This window comes from Bradyrhizobium sp. AUGA SZCCT0176 (genome assembly GCF_018130145.1).
Classification (GTDB): domain Bacteria; phylum Pseudomonadota; class Alphaproteobacteria; order Rhizobiales; family Xanthobacteraceae; genus Bradyrhizobium.
Map to the genome: position 1 here is coordinate 118,338 of NZ_JAFCMB010000002.1, position 22,532 is coordinate 140,869.

Here is a 22,532-nt window from a genome sequence, read left to right on the forward strand (position 1 = left end):
GCACATTCCAAGGAGTATTCATGCCCGCCAAGACCGGCCTCGACGCACTGCTTCGCCCGGAAGACAGCATCCTGGTGCTGATCGACCATCAGCCGTACCAGTTCACCAATCTGAACAGCCACGAGCCGACGATGATCATCAACAACGTCATCGGTCTCGCCAAGACGGCGAAAGTGTTCGACGTGCCGACGATCCTGACCACAGTGATCGAAGAGCGCGGCGGCTATATCATCAAGGGTCTGCAGGATGTGTTCCCCGAGCAGAAACCGATCGACCGCACCTTCATCAACACCTGGGAAGACCCAAAGGTTACCGACATCGTCAAGAAGAGCGGGCGCAAGCAGCTGGTGCTGGCCGCGCTCTACACCGAGATCTGCCTTGCGATGCCGGCGATCCAGGCGCTTGCCGAAGGGTATGACGTCTTCATCGTCACCGATGCTTCGGGCGGCGTCTCGCTGGAGGCCCACGACATGGCGGTGCGCCGCATGGTCGCCGCCGGCGCGGTGCCGATCACCTGGCTTGCGGTGCTGGGCGAATGGCAGCGCGACTGGGCGCGCGAGAAGACCGCGGCCGGCGTCGCGGCCGTCGTTCTCGAACATGGCGGCGCCAGCGCTGTCGCGCTGGCCTGGGAACTGCAACTTCTCGCCGGGCGCGCCGGGGCCGGCGTCTGAAGAGCGACGTCATGCCCATCACGCCAGCGCCAATCCGTATCGGCTACGCCCTGTCATTGACCGGTCCGGTCGCCGACAACAGCAAATCGGCCCGGCTCGCCCACGAGATATGGCGCGAGGACATCAACCGACGGGGTGGGCTGCTCGGCCGTCCCGTCGAACTGATCTGCTACGACGATGGCGCGGACGCTTCGCGCGTCCCCGGCATCTACCGACGTCTGTTGGACGATGATCGCGTCGATCTCGTCATCGGCGGCTACGGCACCAACACCATATTGCCAGCGATGCCTGCCATCATGGAGCGGCAGCGCTTTTTCGTCGGGTTGATGGGTCTCGGCGTCAACCACGCGCTGCTCTATCCGAACTACTTCGCGATGATTCCGACCGGGCCTGATCCGAACGCCGCCCTCACCGAAGGGTTCTTTGCGCTCGCCGCAGAGCAGAAGCCCAAGCCTGCCACGGTGGCGCTGGTTTCTGCGGACGCCGAGTTCTCGCGCAATCCTGTCCTCGGTGCGAAGGCGAATTCCGAAAAGTACGGTTTCCGGATCGTCCACGAGGCCACCTATCCGCTGACCACTGACGATTTCACACCTGTGATCGACGCGGTCGCCGCAACCGATTGCGATCTGCTGTTTCTCTGCTCCTACCTCGCCGACTCGATCGGCCTCGTGCGAACCGTCCACGGACATCGCTTTCGCCCCAAAATGGTCGGCGGCGCCATGATCGGTCCGCAGAACACGGCGGTGAAAACCACGCTCGGACCATTGCTCAACGGCTTCGTGAACTACGAATATTGGGTGCCGATCCCGAAGCGGATGCTTCCCGGCGTTCAGGAAATGCTGAACACCTACCAGGCGCGCGCTGGCGAAGCTGGCGTCGATCTCCTCGGACATTACATGGCACCGCTCGCTTATGCCCAGATGCAGGTGGTGACGCAGGCGGTCGAAGCGACCGGTGGCTTCGACGATTCAAGCCTTGCGGCATACACCCGCGCCGCGACGTTTCACACCGTGATGGGCGATATCAAGTTCGGCGCAAAAGGCGAATGGGCAGAACCACGGGTTCTGCAGGTCCAATTCCAGGGAATATCCGGCCACGATGTCAGCCAATTCCGCAACGGGTCGCGGCAAATCGTGGTTTCACCACCGGGCTTCGCTTCCGGTGATCTTCGCTTTCCCTACGCCGCCGCACTCGCTTTCGCCTAGCCAGGCCCGGGCGCGCCAACAGCGCCCGGGGTTTGCTTATCCGATTATGCCGAAGCCGGCACCTGCGCCGCTTGCGCGTTGGCGTTCGCCTTGGGGAACGGCTTGAAGGTCATCGCGATCAGGAACGCGCCAAGTCCCATGGCCCAGGAGCCGACATAGAGCCACGTGTAGCTGCCAAGGGTATCGTAGATCAGACCGCCGGCCACCGGGCCCATGGCCATGCCGAGGCTGCCGGCCATCGCGGTGCCGCCGATCACGGTGCCCATCATCTTCAGCGGAAAATTCTCGCGCGCGATTGCAGCATAGAGTGGCATCGTGCCGGCATAGATGAATCCGAACACCGCCGCGACAGCATAGAAGCCGGCAAGGTCGCGGACGAACACATAGGCCAGCGCGCCGAAGGCCTGCACCAGCAATCCCGTGACCAGAACGCGCTTGGCGCCTAATTTGTCGCCGAGGATGCCGAACGCGACACGGCCGCCGAGCCCTGTGAGCCCCTCGAGGCTGTAGATCGAAACCGCCGCGATCAGCGGGATGCCACAGCTGACGGCATAGCTGACGGTGTGGATGATCGGACCCGAATGGGTGGCGCAGCAGAAGAAATTCGTCAGCAGCAGGATCGCGAACTGCGGCGAACGCACCGCCTCGCCTACCGACATCTCGGTTTGCTGCTCGCCGTTTGCCAGAGCTGGGGCGTTGGCCGCCGCGAGCGCCGGCGGGCGCCGCACCAACAGCGATACCGGAATCATGATCACGGCAACGATACCAGCCACGATCTGCAGCGTCGTTCGCCAGTCGTGGACCGAGACCAGCCAGGCCACCAGCGGCGCCATGGTCATGGGCGCTATTCCCATGCCGGCCGACACCAATGAGACCGCGAGACTGCGATTTGTATCGAACCAGCCGGTGACGCAGGCCATCATCGGCGCAAAGATCGCGGCAATGGCGCCGCCGACCAGAACGCCGAAGATGAACTGGAACGCGAGCAGCGAAGTCGCCACGCTGGCGAGCAAGAGGCTTCCGGCCAGCACCAATGATCCCGTCAGCACCACCGGCAGCGGTCCGAAGCGGTCGGACAGGCTGCCCCAGAGCATGCTGCAGCACGCCATGGCCAGGAAACCGATCGTCATCGCGCTCGATACGCCTGCGACCGACCAGCCGGTATCCCGCGTGATCGATTGCAGCAGCACCGGCAGGGAAAACATCGCCCCGGCCGCGACGCAGCCCAGTGTGCCGCCTGCCACGACGATCACCCAACGATAGCGAGAATGGTCCATTACAAATCTCCGTTTTGGCGCTTCTCGGTTCAAGACGTTTGAGAAGCGCCAAAGGCGACATGATCAGGATAATATTTTAGAGCATATGGCCGGTTCAGGAACTGGCAGCAGGTGGCATCTTGTCGAATTTCGGCAATGCCGGATCGAGATCGTCCCAGGCGTGGCCACGTATTCCGTAGGTGACGGCCTGCGGCTTGAAGCGGCCGGGATCGTCGAGGCTTGCCGCGTGCACGGTGAAGAGATCCGGCATGGCAGCAAAAGTGAGATACACCGGCGACCCGCAGGCCGGGCAAAAACTGTGCGTCTTCACATTGCCGCTGTCGCCGACGACGTCGCAATGCGCCGCTTTGCCTTCGAGTTTCACGCTGTTCCTGCCCGCGAAGGTGAGATAGGAGCCGTGCCCGGTGCCGCTCCTGCGCTGACAATCCTGGCACTGGCAGTGGTTCATAAAGACGGGTTCGCCGGAAGTTTCATAACGGATCGCGGCGCAGGCGCAGCCGCCGGAAAAAGCTTTGCTCATGTTATTCCTTTCAGTGGGGGTGATGCGGGGGAATCTGAGTTGCGAAGGCGGGATCAGCACCGGCGGATGGCGTTTCGCCGGCGCGAAATCAGCTTCAGCCAAGGCGCCAAATGGAAGGCGCTCATCAGCAAATACATCGGGACCATTCCGCTCAGCGGCGACGCCGGCGAACACAACGCCTCCCCCACTCCGCCGCCAAGAACGGACGTCAGCAACGCCATGATCGCGAAGGTCGGCGCGGCGGCGAGGTATAGAAATTCGGCGGCGCCGGTCGCGGCCGCGTTGCCGTTGTTACGAGGAATCGCGCCGGTGCTGCGTGCGACGGCATGCGTCTCACTCATGGTCCTTCTCCTGCGTTACTGCTACCTGGCTGCTTCCGCTCGCACAGCACCTGCGCTAGCGGTGGCTGACCTCGCCGGATTAGCCGCTTTGCTTGCGCATGGCGGCCTCGCCGGCGTCCGACACCTCGGCCCACTTTTTGTCGGGCGCGGCGTTCGGGACGTAGCTGTCGTGCCAGTTCCACCATTTGTAGGTTGGCGTCTGCGGCGTGCCTTCCGGAGAATCCTCCCAGACCTCCTGGCGGCCGAACGGCGTGATGTCGAGGTAGTTCCAGGTGCCGCCCATCTGCTCATCGCCGCGGTTGTTGATGAAGTAGGTCCGGAAGACCTTGTTGCTATCGCGGATGAACACGTTGGTGCCGTGCCATTCGTCGACGCCGAAGTCCTTGTCGAAGCTGTCGGTGACGGTGTACCAGGGCATATCCCATTCCATCCGCTTTTTCAGCCGCGCGATGTCCGCCTGCGGCGCGCGCGAAACGAAGACGAGCGTGGTGTCGCGGGCGTTCAGATGGGCGACGTGGGCGACCTGGTCGGCCACCATGGAGCAACCGCGGCAGGCTTGCTCGGGCCAGCCATGCACGCCGGGCTCGTAGAACGCGCGGTAGACGATCAGCTGGCGGCGGCCATCGAACAGGTCGACCAGGCTCACTCTGCCGCCGGGTCCTTCGAACGCGTAACTCTTCTCCACGGCCATCCACGGCATCCGCCGGCGCTCGGCCGCCAACGCGTCACGGGCGCGGGTATTGGCTTTTTCCTTCACGAGCATCTGCTGGCGCGCAGCTTCCCACTCCTTTGCCGAAACGACATGAGTCTCCATTGCTAGAGTCATAGCTAGCCTCCTGTTGGTTGCGATGCTTGTTGCGTTACGCGTCGTGCTGCAGTGTCAGGCCGGAAGCCGCCGGTCGTATTCGTCTCGCAGCCTGCTCCAGCCTTCCCAGAACGGCGCCGGCTCCTTGCCGGATGCGCGTGCGACCAGGACATCGAGATGCATATGCCAGCCGGCGCTGACCTTGAGCATGGTCGAGCGATCGGGCAGACGGCGATGGATCACCGTCAGCAGCACGCCCTGCCCCCTTGGCTCCAATTCAAACGTCACGTCGCCGCTGTTGTTCCAGGCGATGGAAAGCTTGCGCATCGGATCGAGTTCGGTGATCCGGCTTTGCATGCGGTGCTCTTCGGGAAAATCGGCCGGCCGCGGGCTTGGCGGATCGTTGAGCTCGCCGTTGCGCCAGACGAATTCGACGGGCGCGCCAACCTTCATCTCCATCGCGCCTGCCGCCAGCCATTTGCGGCGCAGGTCGCTGTCGATGAGATAGGCCCAGATGCGCTCGATCGGACCGGGCAACAGCCGCTGGATTTTCAGCGTCGTCGGTTCGATCAGCGCGCCGTACGCATCGGGTGTCTTCGCATCCATCGTTCTATTCCTTCACGTCTTGCTTTTCTTTGCCGCCGCTTCGTCTTCGGCGCGCAACAGGGATTCCAGCGTGTCGAGTTTTTCATTCCAGAAGCGCTCATAACGCCGCAGCCACTCATTGGCCTCCGCAAGCCGCGCCGCTTGCAGGCGGCAGAGATGGGTGCGGCCCTGGATCGTGCGCGTCACGAGGCCAGCGTTCTCCAGCACCCGCACGTGTTTCGAGGCGCCCGCAAAACTCATGCTGAACGGGGTCGCCAGCTCCCCGATCGTGAGTTCGCGTTCCGCGAGCTGGCCGAGCATGGCCCGCCGCGTCGGGTCAGCAAGGGCATGAAAGACGGCGTCCAGATGAGCGTGTTGTTCAACCATGTGGTTTAACATAGTCGCCTGAAACGGATTGTCAACCGATCGGTTTAACTTCTTCGTGATGGGTTCCGCGGGGGTTCCGGTGGCCCATTCTTACTTTGCATGGGGTTGTTTTCGCGATTTTGTGTTGTGCAGCCTTTGTCAGGTCGCCGACTAGCCGTCCGGCACGGTGTAGACGTCGCAGGGAGCGGCGATGCCGCGCAGAGGATGCGTTCCCAGCGGGATCAGTTTTGCGGTGGTTTCACGAGCGACTGCGCCGGAAATCAAAACCGTTCGGCCGAGCGGCCGGCAAAGTCCCTCGAGCCGGCTGACCAGATTGACGGCGGGACCGATCGCGGTGAAATCGAGCCGGTCCGCCGCACCGACATTGCCCCAAAGGATCTCGCCGAGATGCAGCGCGGCGCCAAACGCCAGCGATGGCAACCCCTGCTCTCGCCTGATCCCATCAAGATGCGCCATCCCGGCTTGCGCGGATGTGACGGCACGAAGCGCCGCGTTGCAGGCATCGCCGAGATTTTCCCCAGCGACTGGAAAGATCGCCAGCATGCCGTCGCCGATGAATTTCAGCACCTCGCCGCCGAAGGCGTGAACGGTGCCGGCCATGCAATCGAACCAGGCATCGAGCGCGGTGATGACGGAAGCCGGCGGCGAAGTCTCGGACAGCGCGGTGAAGCTGCGCAGATCCGCATAGAGCAACGCGGCACGGATGGTTTCGCCGACATCGCGCCGTAGCGGTCCCGCCATAACGCGTGCCGCACTGCGCCGGCCAAGATAGGCCTCGAGCGTTGCGGTCAGCGTCGCGCGCGCTGAAAGGGCTGCAAGTGGTGCCGCGGCAAAACGGGCGACCTCACGCAACCGGGCAATCTCTGTTGCCGTGAACTGACGCGGCCCGATCCATGAGAGCACCGGTCCATCCGATCCCGGCCCCACGACGTCTTCATGCACCATTCCGCCCGCGAGCCCGGCCAGCCAACGCCAGCCGGCATCGCCAGCGGAACGATTCTGTGCTGCATCCGCCGGCGCAAAACCCACCGCCTCGATCACCTCGCCGTTCTCCGCCCGCCACAACCAGGTGCGGCGGGCAATGATCGGATGCGGAACCGCGAGCGTCAGGGCGCCGCCGGCGAGCGGCAGATTATCAGCGATCAAATGCGCACCGAGTTCGGCAAGGAACCGCTCCGAACCCGGTGAAGCGCTCGCCGCATCGACCAACCATGTCAGCGTCGAATTGAGTTGCATGGGCCGATCATGTGGCAGCGGCGCGTCATTGTCATCAACCGCCCTTGGTAAATCCGCGCGCGGGCATATCTTCGCATCGGTTGCACCTTCTTCATGCCAACGAGCAACGAGGTTTTCGATGACTGAAGCGTTCGTCGTCCAGCGCGAGACCCACATTGCGGCACCACGCGCCAGCGTGTTCGCCTTCCTCACCGATCCCGACAAGATCGTGCAATGGATGGGGACCGAGGCGACGACACAGATGCACCCGGGCGGGCTCTATCTCCTGAAAGGCGTTGGCAGCGCCACGGCGCGCGGCGCCTTTCGTGAAGTCGTGCCGGTGCACCGCCTCGCCTACAGTTTTGGCTGGGAAACCAATGACGAGGTGCCGCCGGGATCAAGCCTGATCGAAATCGATCTGATCGAACAGGATGGCGGCACGCTGCTGCGCATGACCCATAGCGGCCTTCCCAACGAGGCGACCCGCGCAAGCCATGACAAGGGTTGGGCGCATTATCTCGGCCGGCTGACCTCAGCCGCCGCCGGTCAAGATCCTGGTCCCGATCGGGGCCCGAACGGCACGCGCGACGTTGCTTGATGTCGCCTACCCTGCACGCCAATCTCATTTCCTGCTTATTTCAAATTGCGGCACGCCAGCGTGAAACGATTCCGAGATTCCGAGCGCTGAGTTTCGTCGTCAGCGCCACTCGAAATGACGTTCCTGCGCCAGCATGCCGGTGATCCAATCAACAAAGGCGATGATTTCCGGGTTGGCGCGGTCCTCGCGGCGATAGAGCAGCCGGTGAGCGACGGCAGGAATGCCGAGCGGCCCGAAAGGCATCGTCAATGCGCCCCGGCGCAGATGGTCACCCGCCTGCAAGGTCGATTCGAGAGCGAGGCCAAGCCCGTCTGCCGCGACAGCAAGCGCAAGATGGGCCCGGTCGAATTGCAGGCCGCGCGGATTGAGCGGCACCAGCCGCGCGTGCCTGGCCGACCATTGGTCCCACGGCACCACGCAACGCAGCGAGTGGATCAGCGGCACGCGGGCGATATCGGCAGGGCTCGTCAACCGATGCTCGGCGACGAAGCCTGCGCTCGCCAGCGGCACGATCAACTCCTCGACGAGCGGCACCGCCTCGCAGGATTCCGGCACCGGACGCGCATACTGGATATCGACCAGGATGCCGTCCTGGCCGAGCCGCGCCGGCTCGTGACTGGCGTAGAGCGCAACGTCGATCGCCGGGTGCTCGCGCAGGAACTGGCCGAGCCGTGGCACCAGCCAAAGCGTCGCGAAGCTTGGCGAGGCGTGGATCGGGAGCCGGCGCACGCCGGCGCCGGAGGCGACGCGGCTGGTTGCGGTCACGAGCCGGGCGAAGCTCTCCCCTATCGATGCGCTGTAGGTCAGCGCCTCCTCAGTTGGGATGACGGTTCGCTTGACGCGCAGGAACAGCGGGCGCCCGAGCGTGCCTTCCAGCGCACGCATCTGATGGCTGATCGCAGAAGGCGTCAGGTTCAACAGCTTGGCCGCGCCGACAAAGCTGCCGGCCTCCATCACGGCGCGGAAGGTCAGCAGCCACTGCAAGGGCGGCAACTCGCCAATCATCGACGAATATAGCTCATCGATTCGAGCATCCTTATTCGCTTTTGTTGCCCCATTTGCCAATGCTAGCACGCATAAATGAGGAATGCAGCTCATCAAAAGAAGCTGCTAGCGCTCGGGAAGAGACGTCACCCGCCATCGTGGGGGGCGAAGACCGGCAGGCGGCGCAAGCCCCTGGTGGTCGCTGTATGCCGCCTGGTACGCGGCACGGCACTCGCTGTTTCCGTCGATTCCTCACTGGATGAGGCTGGCCCGATCGTCGATCGGCCGAAGGCGGAAGGCGCACCAACATGAACCTGCATCGCATGCTCCTGGAACGGAAGGCGGCCGGACGGCCGGTCACGGTCGCCATCATCGGCGCCGGAAAATTCGGAACGATGTTCCTCTCGCAAGCCCGCAACACCGACGGCATGCACATCGTCGGCGTCGCCGACCTCAACACCGCGCGCGCCCGCTCGCAGTTGCAGCTCGCCTGCTGGCCGCAGGAGCAATATGCGGCCGCCTCGATCGAGGACGCGCTCAAGAATGGCGCGACGCATATCACCGACGATGGCGACAAGCTGGTCACCCATCCCGGCGTCGAGGTCGTCATCGAAGCGACGGGCGATCCCGGCGCCGGCATCCGCTTCGCGCTGAAAGCAATCGAGCACGGCAAACACATCATCATGGTCAACGTCGAAGCCGACGCCGTCGCCGGCCCGATCCTGGCCCGCAAGGCGGCCGCGGCCGGCGTGGTCTATTCGCTCGCCTGGGGCGACCAGCCGGCGCTGATCGCCGACCATGTCGACTGGGCGCGCGCGGCAGGCTTCAAAGTGGTGTCGGCCGGCAAGGGCACGCGCTACCACCCGACCTACCACCAGTCGACCCCCGACACGGTCTGGGACATTCTCGACAAGTACATGAAGATCAAGGATCGCAATTCGATCAATCCGAAGATGTTCAACAGCTTCGTCGACGGCACCAAGTCGGGCATCGAGATGACCGCCGTCTGCAACGCGACCGGCCTTCATGCGCAGGCCGACGGCCTCTCCTTCCCGCCGGCGACACGTTTCGAGCATGCCGAGATATGCAAGCCGAAATCGGACGGCGGCGTTCTGGAGCGCAGTGGCGTTACCGAGGTCACGTCTTCCGTCTATCGCGACGGCACCGATGTCGCCAACAGCCTCGTCATGGGGACCTATGTCGTCTTCGAGAGCGACAGCGCCTATAGCGAGGAGTGCTTCCGCGAGTACAGCATGCTGCCGGACAAGACCGGCAAATATTCCTGCCTGTACCGGCCGATCCACATGATCGGACTGGAACTCGGCATCTCGGTCGCATCGGCCGCGCTGCGCAAGGAGCCGACGGGCGCGCCGATCATGTTCAACTCGGATGTCGTCGCCACCGCCAAGCGCGCGCTCAAGGCCGGCGAGATGCTCGACGGCGAAGGCGGCTTCTGCGTCTGGGGCAAGCAGACACCCGCCTCGGCCTCGCTCGATGAAGGTTATCTGCCGCTCGGGCTTGCCCACAACGTCAAGCTCAAGACCGACATCGCCGAAGGCCAGCGCCTGAAATGGAGCGACGTCGCCTACGACCCCGCCAATCTCGCCGTAATAGTCCGGCGCGAGATGGAGGCGGCCTTCGCGCGCCCCAACACCCGCGTCGCCTGACCGACTTCATGACGGGGCGCCGTTGCGCCCCGCCATCGCCCCAGAGCCCGAACAACGGGCCGAACCACAACCGAGGAGGACTAACCATGACGACCAAGGGACGAAGCTATCTATCCCGCCGCGCCATGCTCGGCGGGCTCGCGACCGGCGCGGCGCTGATCGGCATGCCGGGCGTGCTCAGGGCCCAGAAGCTCAGTTGGATCGGCGCCAGCGCAGCCTCGCAGCAGGATTTCATCGGCATCAGCCTTGATTTCTTCAGCAAGCGCGTCGCCGAACTGAGCAAGGGCCAGATCGAAATCACCGGCCACCATGGCGGCGCGCTCGGCGGCGAACGCGAGCATGTCGAGGCCGTCCTCCAGGGCGCGATCCAGATCGCAACACCGGGCCAGGGTGTGGTCGCCGGCTGGTACCGCCCGGCAGAGGTCTGGACCCATCCCTATTTGTTCAAGGACGTCGCCCACAAGGATCGCGTGTGGGACACGATGCGCGCCGAATATCAGGATGACATCGCCAAGACCTCCAAGCTGCGGCCGCTCGGCGCGATCCCGCGCATGCCGCGCATGCTCTCCTGCAACCGGGTGGTGAAAGTGCCAGCCGACATGAAGGGGCTCAAAATCCGGGTGCCGGAAACCGCGCTCTGGCGCCGCACCTTCGAGCTGTTCGGCGCCTCGCCTACCCCGCTTCCCTTCCCCGAAGTTTTCCAGGCCCTGAAGTCGAGCGTGATCGACGGCCAGGAGAACCCGATGGGCCTGACCTACAATTCCGGCATCTTCGACGCCAACACCCATCTGTCGCTGACCGAGCACATGATGCAGGACAACTGCGTCGTCATGAGCGAACAGGCCTACCAGAAACTGAGCCCGGAGCTGCGCCAGGCCGTCGACCAGGCCGCGCGCGACATGGAAGCCGAGATGCGGCCGAAGGTGATCGGCGACGACGTTCGCATCCTGGAACTGATCAAGGCCAAGAAGATCGTGATCTCCGAGGTCGACAAGGCGGCCTTCACGGCGACCGTGAAGGGCCTGACCACCGAGTTTCCGGCCGGCAAGAAATGGGCCGACCGCATCGGCCAGATCGCCTGATGCGTTCAGACCCGCTGCGGACGCGCACCGCTTCGGTCCACGGCCGAGGCGGCGCGTGAGCGCGTCCGGGGCGGGCAATTGTTGTTTGACAGCGGAGCATCCCGCGTGAAGGCGCTCATCGGCAGGCTATCGGACGGCATCACCGAGATCGCCAAGTTCGCGCTCGGGCTCTGCGTCGCGGCGATCGTGCTGATCACGCTCGCCGCCGTGTGGTGGCGCTATGTCATCAACGCACCGATTGCCTGGGTCGAGCAGGTCTCCAACATCCTGTTCATCTGGATCACCTTCATCGGCGCGGCCGTGCTTTACCGGCAAAAGCTGCATATCGGCGTCGACATGTTCATCGGCATGCTCAAGGGACGCGCCCAGCAGGTGATGTTCTGGGTGATCGAACTCGCCAACCTGACCTTCATCATGGTGCTGTTCGTCTACAGCCTGAAGCTCTCGATCGACGTCCTGCCCAACACCTATGGCGCGCTCGATATCACCCCGGCCTTCTTCTATTTCTCGGCGCCGGTCTCCTGCGCGATGATGATGCTCTACTTCATCGAGAAGATCGTCGATCCCTCCAAGCGGCAGCCTGACGGCTTCGCGGGGGATTTCTGAGATGAGCACCGTTCTGATCGGCGGCTTCTTCCTGCTGCTCGCCCTGTCGGTGCCGATTGCCTTCGCGATGGGGCTCGCCACTATCGGCGCGATCTTGACCCATGGCTCGCTGCCGATGTCGATCCTGGCGCAGCGCACGCTGGTCGGCGCCGATTCCTACGCGCTGCTCGCAATCCCCTTCTTCATCCTGGCCGGAAACCTGATGAATGGCGGCGGCATCACCCACCAGATCATCAGCCTCGCCAACGCCATGGTCGGCCGGTTCCGCGGCGGTCTGGCGCTGACCTCGGTGACGGCGGCGATGATCTTCTCCGGCCTGTCGGGCTCGGCGGCGGCCGACGCCTCGGCGCTCGGCAAGGTGCTGATCCCGGCTATGAAGAAACAGGGCTATGGCGGCGGTTTCGCCGCGGCGCTAATGGCGGCGGCCTGCGTCAACGGACCGATCATCCCGCCCTCGATCCCGCTGGTCATCTACGGGCTATCCGCAGGAAAGGGCGTCTCCATCATCGCGCTGTTCCTCGGCGGCATCGTGCCGGGCGTCCTGCTTGCGCTGTCGCTGATGGTCGCGGCCTACTGGATTTCGGTGAAGCGCAACTACCCGGTCTCGGAAGCCGTGCCGATCCGGCAGATTCCTCGGCTCTTCCTGCCGGCAAGCTGGGCGCTCATGATGCCGGTGATCATCCTGATCGGCGTCACCGGCGGCATCGTCACGGTCACCGAAAGCGCCACCATCGCCGTGGTCTACGCCGCCTTCATCGGCTTCTTCGTCTACCGGGAGCTCAGCCTCAGGACGATCTGGCCGATCCTGATCCAGACCGCCCTCGACACCGCGCTGGTGATGTTCATCATCGCGCTGTCATCGGGTTTCGGCTGGCTGCTCGCGGTCTCCGGCACGCCGCGCGCGCTCGCGGTCTGGATCGGCTCCCTCTCCTCGGATCCGACGATCATCCTCATGATGATCAACGTCTTCCTGCTCATCATCGGCATCTTCATGGAGCCGCTGCCGGCGATGTTCATTCTGATCCCGGTGCTGGTGCCGGTGGTCCAGGCCGTCGGCATCGACCTCGTCCATTTCGGACTGGTGATGGTGTTCAACCTCTGCCTCGGGCTGATCACGCCACCGGTCGGCATCCTGCTCTACATCTGCGCCAACTTCGCCGGCGTGAAGCTGGAAGAGGAGAGCCGTGAACTCGGCCCCTTCCTGGGCGCCGGGGTCGCGGTGCTGATCATCATCTCGCTGTTTCCCGCGACGGTATTGTGGCTACCGAAACTGCTTGTGGGCTACGGCCAGTAGACCGCGGCGGAGCCTTCGGAGGTGTTCGATGCTGCGCCTCCGCACTCACCGATCCGCCAATTTGCATCCCGGCTGCGGCGCAATCTGGCCCAGCGCGCGGACCGTGACGAGTTCGCTCCCCTGCGTCTTGGCGATAAACATGTTCATCGTCGCGTAATGGTTCTGGTCGATCGTCACCGGCCCGGTCGGCGATGCAAAGACGAGCCCCGCCAGCGCGTCGATGATGGCCTCCTTGTCGACCTTGCCGGCCTTCTCGATCGCCGCCTTGAGTGCGATCAGCGTGTTGTAGTGGGTCATGACATAGTTCGACACCAGGACGTCGGCGCCGGCCTCAGAGCGAACCTTGCCGACGAAGGCCTTGATGGCGGGATCGTCGCTGGTGGCGACCGAAGGCACCGCCGTATACATGTTCTGGCCTTTGCCGCGGAAAATGCCGAGATCGATTTCGGACAACCCGAGGAATGCGACCGTGGTTTCCCTGAACAACCCCTGCTCGTCGGCCTGCCGGATGAAATCGATGCCGTCGCCTTTCAGCGCGAACAGCAGCACCTTCGGTTTGGCCGCCGCCACCTGCGCGATCAGCGGGGTGAAATCCGTCTCCGTGCCCAGCGTATATTGCGTGCCGACGATTTTGCCGCCGAGCTTCTCAATCAGCGGCTTTGCGATATCGAACATCTGGTGCGGCCAGACCCGGTCGGCGCCCAAGAGGAAATAAGTATTGCCGAAGGTCTGGTTCATGTAGGGCAGTAATTGGCCCATGTCCTGGTTGGGCACGGTCGAGAACGAGAAAACATAGCGGCTGCACTTGCCGCCCTCGTAATTGGTGGCGTAGAGCAGCGGTGTCTTCAGGTTCTCGGCGATTGGCACGATCGCATTCAGGTTCGCCGAGGTGATGGGGCCGACTACCGCGACAACGCCATCGGCGATCAACTTGCGCATCGCGTCCTCGGCGGAGGGCGGCCCCGTCTTGTCGTCGGCGTAAATCACTTCAATCGGTCTGCCGAGAACACCTCCCGCCGCGTTGATCTCCCTGGCCGCGAGGTCGAGCCCGAGCTTGGCCTGCTGGCCGTAAAGCTCAACGCCGCCGGAAAACGGCAGCACCGCGCCGATGCGGATCGGTTCGGCGGCATCGGCGCCTGTTGAAGGGCTGAAGCCTACGCCACATACCAGCAGCGCGAGCGCCATGCGTTTGATCGACCGCAACGCCATACGCGTCCCCTCCGCAACCGAGAATCGGTTGCGGACGAGCCTACAAGGGATTTGTTAGGCGTGCAGCCGCACGAACTCAGGCGGCGGCGAGCGACCGGCGCGTGAATTCACTTGCTTTCAACCGGCTTACCAGCGCCGAAAGTTCCTCGACCTCTCCCGACGTCAGGTCGGTCAGCGGCGAGCGCACCGGGCCGGAATCGCGACCGATCACTTTCATCCCGGCCTTGATCATCGAGACCGCATACCCGCGCTTGCGGTTGCGGATCGCGAGCAGCGGCATGATGAAATCGCGCAAGCCCGCTTGGACGGTCTCGCGGTCGCGCCGCCGCACCGCCGCGTGGAATTTGGTCGAGAACTCAGGCACGAAGTTGAACACGGCGGAGGAATAGGTCGTGACGCCCATTTCCAGATAAGGCAGCGCGAAGGTTTCCGCAGTGGGCAATCCGCCGACATAGGTCAGCCGGTCGCCCATGCGCAGATAGATCCGCGTCATCTGTTCGATGTCGCCGACGCCGTCCTTGAACCCGACGAGGTTCGGGCAGCGTTCGCAAAGTCTTGCGATCGTGTCCTCGGTCAGAATGGCGTTGTCGCGGTTGTAGACGATGACGCCGAGGCTGGTCGCCTTGCACACCGCCTCGACATGAGCCGCCAGTCCGGCCTGCTCGGAGAACACCAGATAGGGCGGCAGCAGCAGGATGCCGTCGGCGCCGGCACGCTCTACGGCGCCAGCGAGTTCGGTCGCCATCGCCGTGCCATAACCGATGCCGGCGAGCACCGGTACCCGACCGGCGGTCTGCTGCACCGCGGTTGTAACGACGTCGACGACTTCCGCCGGCGTCAGCGAGAAGAATTCGCCGGTGCCGCCGGCCGCGAACAGACCGGCCACCTCATAGCTGCACAGCCAGTCGAGATTCGAGCGATAGCGCGCGGCGTCGAATTTGTTGGCTGCGTCGAACGGCGTGACTGGAAACGACAGCAGCCCGTTGCCGATCGTCAGTGCCATTTCCTTCGGGGTCATTCTGCTCATCGCTGCGATCCTCGCTGTGAAGACCTCAGGAGTAGACCGGGACTGATGCCGCCGCAGACCAATTGCTGGATCGAATGATCCATTGATTGGATGGTTCAGGCGCCGGCAAGATCGCGGGCGATCGCCGCGATCACCGGCAACAGCGGATTGTCGTTGTCGTCCCGCCAGACGAAGTAGAGTTCGGCTGCCCGTTGCTGGTCGTCCGCCAGCGGCCGCAGCGCGACGCCCCTGAACTGCAGTTTCTCGGCTGCTTCCGGCACCAGGGCGACGCCGACGCCGGCTTGCACGATGGCCAGGATCGAATGGATCTGCGCGAGGTGCTGGACATAGACCGGCGCCAATGCTGCGCGCGAGAAAAGCTCCACCAGCAGATCATGGAAGTAACGGGCCTCATACGGAGCATATGTGATGAACGGTTCGGCCGCGAGATCTCTGAGATCAATCGTCGTCGCCCCGGCGAGCTTGTGCCCGGCCGGCACCGCCGCGATCATCCGTTCGGCCTTGACCCGGAAAAACTGCAGGCCGGTGCGCGGGATCGGCGGCCGCAACAGGCCGATATCGATTTCGCCGGCACCGAGACGCTTGAGCTGGTCGCCGCTGACCATTTCCTTGAGGATCAGCTCGACGTCAGGCAATTGCTGACGGCAGGCCGCGACCAGCTCGGGGACATAGCTGTAGGAAGACGCGGCGGTGAAGCCGATATTGACCGAGCCGGCCTTGCCTTCCGCCACGCGCCTCGCCAACAAGGCCGCGCTTTCGGTGAGCTTCAGGATCAGCCGCGCCTCAGTCAGGAAGCTTTGTCCGGCCGGTGTCAGCCGGACCAGGCGATTGCCGCGCTGAAGCAGCTTTACACTCAGAATCCGTTCGAGAATCTGGATTTGCCGGCTCAGCGGTGGTTGCGTCATGTTCAGCCGGGCAGCGGCGCGGCCGAAATGCAGTTCCTCCGCCACGGCCACGAAGCAGCGGACCTGACTCAATTCGAACATCCCACTCCCTTTATCGTTTGCCGCATACCGGCTCCCAGTTCGCTAGCCTAGCGCATCCCTGCTATTTGATCCAAAATTGGTATCGGACCATCCTCATTCTAGTTCGCTATTGGATCGGTCATCGCCTATCGTGCCATCAGCGCGGCCAAAGACCGCTATGCGCGACGCCGCAGGCGCTTGCGCGAATTCGACCGGAGGAAAAACATGCTTCCACGTTTCGGGCGCCGCGCCGCCCTCGCCGCCGCCGCAGCCATCCTGCTCAGCCAACTGCCCGGCGTTGCATACGCCCAAAACTTCGACCGGCCGGTGCGCATCATCGTGCCGTTCGCGCCCGGCGGAACCTCCGACATCCTGGCGCGGCTGATCAGCCCGAAACTGTCGGCGGCGATCGGCCAGAGCGTGGTGATCGAGAACAAGCCCGGCGCGTCCGGCAATCTCGGCGCCGACACCGTCGCCAAGGCGACGCCTGACGGCACGACGTTGCTGCTGACGGATCTCGGATCGCTAACGACGGCGCCCAGCCTGTTTTCGAACCTGACCTATAGTCTCGAAAAGGACCTCGCCCCCGTCACGATGGTGATGTTCGGCCCCTATGTGCTGGCCGTGCATGAATCGATCCCGGTCAAGACGGCGGCGGAACTGATTGCCTATGCCAAGGCCAATCCCGGCAAACTCGCCGTCGCCAACTCCGGCGTCGGCGGCGCCAATCACATCACCGCCGTGGTGATGCAGAAGGAACTCGGCATCCAGTTCAAGCACGTACCTTACAAGGGCGGTGCTGCGGCCACCCGCGCCGTCGTTGCCGGCGAGAGCGGCGCCCTCATCAATGGCGCGTCGGCCACCCTTCCCTTCGTGAATAACAAGCAGTTGATCGGCCTCGCGGTCACCGGCGAGAACCGCGTCCCCTCCGCGCCGGACGTGCCGACGTTCAAGGAAGCCAAGCTGCCCGGCGGCGAGTTCGGCACCTGGCAAGGCATCGTCGTGGCCAGCGGTACGCCGCCGGCAGTGATTGCACGACTCAATGCCGAGATCGGCAAGATACTGGAGACACCCGAGATCAAGGCCAAGATCGCCGAACAGGGCGGCGAAGTCCGCGCCGGCAGCACGGATGCGATGGCGACCTGGCTGAAGGATTCAACAAAGCGTTGGGGCGACATCATTCGCGAAGCCGGCATCAAGGGCGAATGACGCGACCGATACTGGCCAAGCGAGGCTTGTGATGAACGCCCGCCGAACGGATTGGCAGGACCTGCTCTTCGGCCTGTTCCTGATCGCTGTCGCTGCAATCGCGCTGGCGGCGACGCGCACCTTGTCGGGCGGCAATGCCGCCGACATGGGGCCGGGCTACATGCCGCGCGCCATCGCCATCATGCTGCTGGGCTTCGGGCTCTGGTTCAGCGTCCGCGGGCTCCGCCGACCCTTTGTCGGGATCGCGCCGGTCCGGCTGCAGCCGCTGCTCGCGATCACGGCATCCGTTGCCGTGTTCGCACTGACAGCCACGCGCTTCGGCCTTGCGCTGTCGTCCTTTGCCGCGATCCTGATCGCAAGCCTGGCGACGCGGGAAGCGCGGCCGATCGAAACCCTGCTGTTCGCGCTGGGGCTCTCGGCGGCCGCGGTGCTGCTCTTCGTCAAGGCGCTGGCCTTGCCGGTGCCGATCTGGCCTGGAGCATGGTTCTGACATGGAGCTTTTCGACAATCTGCTGATGGGGCTCTCTACCGCCCTGCAGCTGAACAATTTGCTGTTCTGCCTGATCGGCGTCGTCATCGGCACCGCGATCGGCGTGCTGCCCGGCATCGGGCCGATCCCGGCGGTCGCGCTGCTGCTGCCGTTCACCTTCGGCCTGTCGCCACCATCCGCCATGATCATGCTGGCCGGCATCTTCTACGGCGCGCAATATGGCGGCTCGACCACGGCCATCCTCGTCAACGTGCCCGGCGAAACGTCTTCGGTCGTCACCTGCCTCGACGGCCACGAGATGGCCAAACAGGGCAAGGCCGGGACCGCGCTCGCCATCGCCGCGATCTCGTCGTTCTTTGCCGGCACGGTAGCTACGGTCGTCATCGCCGTGCTCAGCCTGCCGCTGGCGGCGCTGGCGCTGAAATTCACTGCTGTCGAATATTTCAGCCTGCTCGTCCTCGGTTTGATCGCCGCCGTCGTGCTCGCGCACGGCTCCGTCGCCAAGTCGCTCGCGATGGTGCTGCTCGGCATCCTGCTCGGCCTCGTCGGCATCGACGTCAATTCTGGCGCGCCGCGGATGACCTTCGGGATCCCCGAGATCTCCGACGGACTCGACTTCGTGCCGGTCGCGATGGGGTTGTTCGGCCTTGGCGAGATCATCGCCAACCTCGAGCGCCCGGCGACGATGCGCGTCGTCAGCCAGTCGATCCGCAGCCTGATCCCGAGTGGCGCCGATCTTCGCGCCGCCTTCCCGGCGATGGTCCGCGGCACACTGCTGGGTTCCGTCCTCGGCGTGTTGCCGGGCGGCGGGGCGGCGCTGCCGCCGTTCTCATCCTATGCGCTGGAGAAAAAGCTCGCCCGCGATCCTTCGCGCTTCGGCAAGGGCGCGATCGAGGGCGTCGCGGGGCCTGAGGCCGCCAACAATGCCGGCGCGCAGACCAGCTTCATCCCGCTATTGACGCTCGGCATCCCCGCCAATGCCCTGATGGCGCTGATGATCGGCGCGCTGATGATGCAGGGCATCCAGCCCGGGCCGCAGATCATGCGCGAGCAACCCCAACTGGTCTGGGGCGTCATCGCCAGCATGTGGGTCGGCAATTTGATGCTGCTCGTGATCAACCTGCCCCTGATCGGCGTTTGGGTCTCGATGCTCAAAATTCCTTACCGGCTGCTGTTCCCGGCAATCGTGCTGTTCTGCTGCATCGGCACCTTCGGCATCGCGAACAATCTGTTCAACGTCTGGCTGATGCTCGGCTGCGCGGTGATCGGCTACTTCTTCATCAAGGTGGGCGTCGAGCCCGCGCCGCTGCTGCTCGGGCTCGTGCTCGGCCCGCAGCTTGAAGAAAATTTCCGGCGCGCGATGCTGCTGGCGGACGGCGATTTTTCGGTCTTCCTGCGCCGACCGATCAGCGCCACGCTGCTCGCCCTGGTCGCGGTGCTGTTCCTGCTGATGATATTCCCCGCGATCCGGCGCAGCCGCCAGGAGGCGCTGGCGGAGTGACCGCAACATCACTCATTTCTCGCCTCATTTCTTGCCTTGCGGATAGATCGTCTCGCCGCGCTTGAGCATCGCGACGAACGTCTCGACCTTCTTCTTCCGTCCGGCTTCGGTTTTCATGTTGTGGGTCCGAAACGCCAGCGCGAAGCGGTTCTGCGCGCTGAGTTTCGCCAGCATGGCCTTTGCCTTGGGCTCGGCATCGATCGCGGCCTGCAGATCATCGGGGATCTTCATGTCCTTGCTGTTATAGGCGCGCGCCCAGCGTCCGTCGGACTTGGCCGCGTCGACTTCCTTTAAGCCGTGATCGGTCATCCGGCCTTCGTCGATCAGCCGCGCGACATTATCGACGTTGATCTGACTCCAGATGCTTTTCCTCGTGCGCGGCGTATAGCGCTGCATATAGCTCTTGTCGTCAAAACCCTTGCGCTGACCATCGATCCATCCCCAGCACAGCACGACGTCGATGGCCTGCTTGGGCGTGATCGATTTGAATCCTGAATCCACCTTGTGGATCTTGATCCAGATTTCGTCTTCCTTGTCGTGGTATCTGCCGAGCCATTTGTAGAAACTCACGGCGTCCTTGAATTCGCGGATCTTGTCGGGATTGATTTTAACGGGTGCCACCAGCGGACCTTTGATCGCAGAATCATTCGTAGTTGAACGCTTCTATCATCGCGCCTCAGGAACGGTGCAGCGCGCGGCCGGCCTTACTTTCCCTCGTCGATGTCGTCCAAATTGCTCCAGCCAGCACTGGCGCCAGCCGTCGCCAACTTACACATCTCCCGGCATTTCCGGCATGCCGCGCCGCTTTTCGTTTGAATTGTCTGGGGAATCGGTCCTGGCCCGTCTTTCACCGTAGCCGGCGCCCGCCTGCCGGACACGAACACGTGAATAATATATCGTATACGATTTAATCGGATACGTTGACTTTCGGGGCTTTCGGGCCTTTATAGCGCGTACGCAAATAGATCGCATCCGACCTAACTCGCAAAGGGAGAAGGACCATGACAAATGCAAGCAAGACCGCGACCCCCGCCATGAAGCTCGAGGTCGTCGTTATCCCGGTTTCCGACGTCGATCGCGCCAAGGCGTTCTACGGCAGCCTCGGCTGGCGGCTCGATGCCGACTTCGCCGACGGCAAGGACTATCGCGTTATCCAGTTCACCCCGCCCGGCTCCGACGCTTCTGTCATCTTCGGCAAGAACGTCACCGCGGCGGCCCCCGGCTCCGCAAAGGGACTCTATCTGGTCGTCTCCGACATCGAAGCCGCGCGCAAGGAATTGCAGGGTCGCGGCGTCGAGGTGAGCGAAGTGTTCCATGCCGCCGACGGCGTGTTCACCGCCAAACATGAACCCTTCCTGCTCGGGCGTGATCGCGCCAGCGGCCCGGATCCGGAGCGTCGCACCTACCAGTCGTATGCTTCCTTTAGCGATCCTGATGGCAATGGCTGGCTGTTCCAGGAAGTCACCGCCCGCGCCCCCGGACGCGTCGAAGGCGACACGAATTTCTCGTCGTCGGCCGAAATCGCCAGCGCGCTTCGCCGCGCGGCGGCAGCCCATGGCGAGCACGAGAAGCGGAACGGCGGCCAGCACGATGTGAACTGGCCGGACTGGTACGCCGAGTACATCGCCAAGGAACAGGCCGGCGAGCCGCTGCCGCTGTGAGCAGCTTTTATCCCACGCGGACCGGCCGGGTCTCGGCCCGGTCCACGCGGGCTCGTGAAATTCCTCAACCCAAGGAGAATCGATATGAGCAACCATCTGATGAAGGCGATGCGAGTTGTAGCGAGCGCGGCGTTGATCACGGCAAGCGTTTTGGCGCTGCCTGCGGCGCAGGCACAGCCGTCCGGCATCACGCGAACCGACCTGCAGCGGCATGATCTCAGCATTCCCGGACGCGAGGCCGTCCAGGTGCGCGTCGATTTCGCGCCGGGTGCGGCGTTCGGCAGGCATAGCCATCCCGGCGAAGAGATCGTCAATGTGCTGGAGGGCACGCTCGAATACGAAATCGAGGGCAAGCCACCGGTCACACTCAAGGCGGGCGATGTTCTGTTCATTCCGGCCGGTACCGTTCACGCGGCCAAGAATGTCGGCAGCGTCACCGGCAGCGAGCTCGCCACCTACATCGTCGAAAAGGGCAAGCCGCTTCTGACGTTGAAGAAGTGACGGCGACGGCTTCCCACGGGGATTACTGCGATGATCGACATAGCCCTCGCCCTGGCGGCAGGACTGCTGACGGCAGCAGCGCCGTGCATCCTGCCGCTGCTTCCGATCCTGCTCGGCACGTCGATCGGCCAGCACGGCCGGTTGCGGCCAATGTTCATCGTGGGCGGTTTCGTCATCGCCTTCTCCGGCTTCGCCTTGCTGTTCAGCGCGTTCCCAACGGTGTTGGGGCTGTCGCATGACAGCTTGCGCAAGATTTCCATCGTGCTGCTCGGCGGATTCGGCGTGCTGATGCTCTGGCCGCAACCCTATGAGTGGCTTGTGGCGCGGTTGAGCGGTCTCCTCGCGCACGCGGATGGCGCCGTGCGGGCTGCCGGACCGGGCAATTTCGGCGGCCTCGTTCTCGGCCTCTCGCTCGGCGTGTTGTGGACGCCCTGCGCCGGGCCGGTGCTCGGCTCCATACTCACGCTGATCGCGACGTCGGAAGACCTCGCACGCGCCAGCGTATTGCTCGTCACTTACGCAATCGGCGCGGCCCTCCCGATATTGCTGATCGCTTATGGCGGGCAATACGCCACCACCCAGATGCGCAGGCTCGTGCCCTACACGCCTGCCCTGCAGCGCAGCTTCGGCGCGGCAGTACTGCTCGTCGCGTTCGCTTTCTACACGCAATACGACACCATCATCACGGTGTGGCTCTCGGACTTCTACCCGAACCACCAAACAGGACTATGA

At 63.8% G+C, this 22,532-nt stretch carries 25 protein-coding genes; 13 read left to right on the plus strand and 12 right to left on the minus strand.

Translation table 11 applies throughout. The features are described from left to right. Positions 1-20: 20 nt before the first annotated feature. A complete protein-coding gene (locus tag JQ600_RS05580; RefSeq protein ID WP_212264858.1) occupies positions 21-671 on the plus strand; it encodes a hydrolase in 651 nt (216 codons plus the stop codon). An 11-nt stretch (positions 672-682) separates the two neighbouring features. Next, the gene (locus JQ600_RS05585) at positions 683-1,876 is read left to right on the plus strand and encodes an amino acid ABC transporter substrate-binding protein (protein ID WP_249135718.1); all 1,194 of its coding nucleotides are present in this window, start codon (positions 683-685) and stop codon (positions 1,874-1,876) included. A 44-nt stretch (positions 1,877-1,920) separates the two neighbouring features. Here JQ600_RS05585 and JQ600_RS05590 read toward each other — a convergent pair whose 3' ends face one another. The 7 genes from JQ600_RS05590 to JQ600_RS05615 all read right to left on the minus strand — a co-directional run bounded on the left by JQ600_RS05590 (position 1,921) and on the right by JQ600_RS05615 (position 7,027). Further along, the gene (locus JQ600_RS05590) at positions 1,921-3,153 is read right to left on the minus strand and encodes an MFS transporter (RefSeq protein WP_212388674.1); all 1,233 of its coding nucleotides are present in this window, start codon (positions 3,151-3,153) and stop codon (positions 1,921-1,923) included. A 94-nt stretch (positions 3,154-3,247) separates the two neighbouring features. After that, positions 3,248-3,673, minus strand: coding sequence for a GFA family protein (locus tag JQ600_RS05595; protein WP_212388826.1), 426 nt, complete (start codon positions 3,671-3,673; stop codon positions 3,248-3,250). Positions 3,674-3,726: 53 nt separating this feature from the next. Continuing rightward, positions 3,727-4,014, minus strand: a complete 288-nt coding sequence (locus JQ600_RS36735) for a hypothetical protein (RefSeq protein ID WP_212388676.1) — start codon at positions 4,012-4,014, stop codon at positions 3,727-3,729. Between the two features lie 79 nt (positions 4,015-4,093). Continuing rightward, the gene (locus JQ600_RS05600) at positions 4,094-4,840 is read right to left on the minus strand and encodes a DUF899 domain-containing protein (RefSeq protein WP_212388677.1); all 747 of its coding nucleotides are present in this window, start codon (positions 4,838-4,840) and stop codon (positions 4,094-4,096) included. A gap of 54 nt (positions 4,841-4,894) precedes the next feature. Then, positions 4,895-5,425, minus strand: coding sequence for an SRPBCC family protein (locus JQ600_RS05605; RefSeq protein ID WP_212388678.1), 531 nt, complete (start codon positions 5,423-5,425; stop codon positions 4,895-4,897). Between the two features lie 12 nt (positions 5,426-5,437). Beyond that, positions 5,438-5,791 carry a helix-turn-helix transcriptional regulator gene (locus tag JQ600_RS05610; protein WP_212264863.1) on the minus strand — a complete coding sequence of 118 codons (354 nt, stop codon included), beginning with the start codon at positions 5,789-5,791 and terminating at the stop codon, positions 5,438-5,440. Between the two features lie 150 nt (positions 5,792-5,941). Continuing rightward, positions 5,942-7,027 (minus strand): adenylate/guanylate cyclase domain-containing protein, encoded by a 1,086-nt coding sequence (locus tag JQ600_RS05615; protein WP_212388679.1) that lies wholly within the window; start codon positions 7,025-7,027, stop codon positions 5,942-5,944. A gap of 118 nt (positions 7,028-7,145) precedes the next feature. Between JQ600_RS05615 and JQ600_RS05620 the strand changes: the two genes are divergently transcribed. Continuing rightward, positions 7,146-7,604 (plus strand): SRPBCC family protein, encoded by a 459-nt coding sequence (locus tag JQ600_RS05620; RefSeq protein WP_212388680.1) that lies wholly within the window; start codon positions 7,146-7,148, stop codon positions 7,602-7,604. Between the two features lie 99 nt (positions 7,605-7,703). Here JQ600_RS05620 and JQ600_RS05625 read toward each other — a convergent pair whose 3' ends face one another. Then, on the minus strand, positions 7,704-8,609 hold the full coding sequence (locus tag JQ600_RS05625) for a LysR substrate-binding domain-containing protein (RefSeq protein WP_212388681.1): 906 nt from the start codon (positions 8,607-8,609) through the stop codon (positions 7,704-7,706). 287 nt (positions 8,610-8,896) lie between these two features. Between JQ600_RS05625 and JQ600_RS05630 the strand changes: the two genes are divergently transcribed. From JQ600_RS05630 to JQ600_RS05645, 4 genes are all read left to right on the plus strand, one after another. Continuing rightward, positions 8,897-10,255: an NAD(P)H-dependent oxidoreductase gene (locus JQ600_RS05630; RefSeq protein WP_212388682.1), complete on the plus strand. Its 1,359-nt coding sequence runs from the start codon at positions 8,897-8,899 to the stop codon at positions 10,253-10,255. Between the two features lie 86 nt (positions 10,256-10,341). Beyond that, positions 10,342-11,337 (plus strand): TRAP transporter substrate-binding protein, encoded by a 996-nt coding sequence (locus JQ600_RS05635; RefSeq protein WP_212388683.1) that lies wholly within the window; start codon positions 10,342-10,344, stop codon positions 11,335-11,337. A gap of 105 nt (positions 11,338-11,442) precedes the next feature. Continuing rightward, positions 11,443-11,943 carry a TRAP transporter small permease gene (locus JQ600_RS05640; protein WP_212388685.1) on the plus strand — a complete coding sequence of 167 codons (501 nt, stop codon included), beginning with the start codon at positions 11,443-11,445 and terminating at the stop codon, positions 11,941-11,943. 1 nt (position 11,944) lies between these two features. Further along, positions 11,945-13,237 (plus strand): TRAP transporter large permease, encoded by a 1,293-nt coding sequence (locus JQ600_RS05645; protein ID WP_212388687.1) that lies wholly within the window; start codon positions 11,945-11,947, stop codon positions 13,235-13,237. 45 nt (positions 13,238-13,282) lie between these two features. Here the strand turns inward: JQ600_RS05645 and JQ600_RS05650 are convergent, their stop codons facing one another. The 3 genes from JQ600_RS05650 to JQ600_RS05660 all read right to left on the minus strand — a co-directional run bounded on the left by JQ600_RS05650 (position 13,283) and on the right by JQ600_RS05660 (position 16,459). Further along, positions 13,283-14,446: a substrate-binding protein gene (locus JQ600_RS05650; protein ID WP_212489737.1), complete on the minus strand. Its 1,164-nt coding sequence runs from the start codon at positions 14,444-14,446 to the stop codon at positions 13,283-13,285. 76 nt (positions 14,447-14,522) lie between these two features. After that, entirely contained in the window at positions 14,523-15,473 is a 951-nt protein-coding gene (kdgD, locus tag JQ600_RS05655; RefSeq protein WP_212489738.1) for a 5-dehydro-4-deoxyglucarate dehydratase, read from the minus strand. Between the two features lie 95 nt (positions 15,474-15,568). Further along, the gene (locus JQ600_RS05660) at positions 15,569-16,459 is read right to left on the minus strand and encodes a LysR substrate-binding domain-containing protein (protein WP_212388692.1); all 891 of its coding nucleotides are present in this window, start codon (positions 16,457-16,459) and stop codon (positions 15,569-15,571) included. A 204-nt stretch (positions 16,460-16,663) separates the two neighbouring features. Here JQ600_RS05660 and JQ600_RS05665 point away from each other — a divergent pair, with 204 nt between their 5' ends. The 3 genes from JQ600_RS05665 to JQ600_RS05675 are packed head-to-tail and all read left to right on the plus strand — an operon-like array spanning position 16,664 to position 19,638. Beyond that, entirely contained in the window at positions 16,664-17,647 is a 984-nt protein-coding gene (locus JQ600_RS05665) for a tripartite tricarboxylate transporter substrate binding protein (protein ID WP_212388693.1), read from the plus strand. A 31-nt stretch (positions 17,648-17,678) separates the two neighbouring features. Further along, positions 17,679-18,137, plus strand: coding sequence for a tripartite tricarboxylate transporter TctB family protein (locus JQ600_RS05670; RefSeq protein WP_211994526.1), 459 nt, complete (start codon positions 17,679-17,681; stop codon positions 18,135-18,137). Position 18,138: 1 nt separating this feature from the next. Next, positions 18,139-19,638, plus strand: coding sequence for a tripartite tricarboxylate transporter permease (locus JQ600_RS05675; RefSeq protein WP_212264876.1), 1,500 nt, complete (start codon positions 18,139-18,141; stop codon positions 19,636-19,638). A 24-nt stretch (positions 19,639-19,662) separates the two neighbouring features. On the opposite strand, the gene JQ600_RS05680 is transcribed toward JQ600_RS05675, so the two are convergent. Continuing rightward, the gene (locus JQ600_RS05680) at positions 19,663-20,259 is read right to left on the minus strand and encodes a YdeI family protein (protein ID WP_212264877.1); all 597 of its coding nucleotides are present in this window, start codon (positions 20,257-20,259) and stop codon (positions 19,663-19,665) included. 380 nt (positions 20,260-20,639) lie between these two features. On the opposite strand from JQ600_RS05680, the gene JQ600_RS05685 reads away from it, so the two are divergent. The 3 genes from JQ600_RS05685 (at position 20,640) to JQ600_RS05695 (ending at position 22,532) form a co-directional block, all read left to right on the plus strand. After that, a complete protein-coding gene (locus JQ600_RS05685) occupies positions 20,640-21,299 on the plus strand; it encodes a VOC family protein (RefSeq protein WP_212388694.1) in 660 nt (219 codons plus the stop codon). Positions 21,300-21,398: 99 nt separating this feature from the next. Further along, positions 21,399-21,800 carry a cupin domain-containing protein gene (locus JQ600_RS05690; protein ID WP_212264970.1) on the plus strand — a complete coding sequence of 134 codons (402 nt, stop codon included), beginning with the start codon at positions 21,399-21,401 and terminating at the stop codon, positions 21,798-21,800. Positions 21,801-21,830: 30 nt separating this feature from the next. Continuing rightward, positions 21,831-22,532, plus strand: coding sequence for a cytochrome c biogenesis CcdA family protein (locus tag JQ600_RS05695; protein WP_212264879.1), 702 nt, complete (start codon positions 21,831-21,833; stop codon positions 22,530-22,532).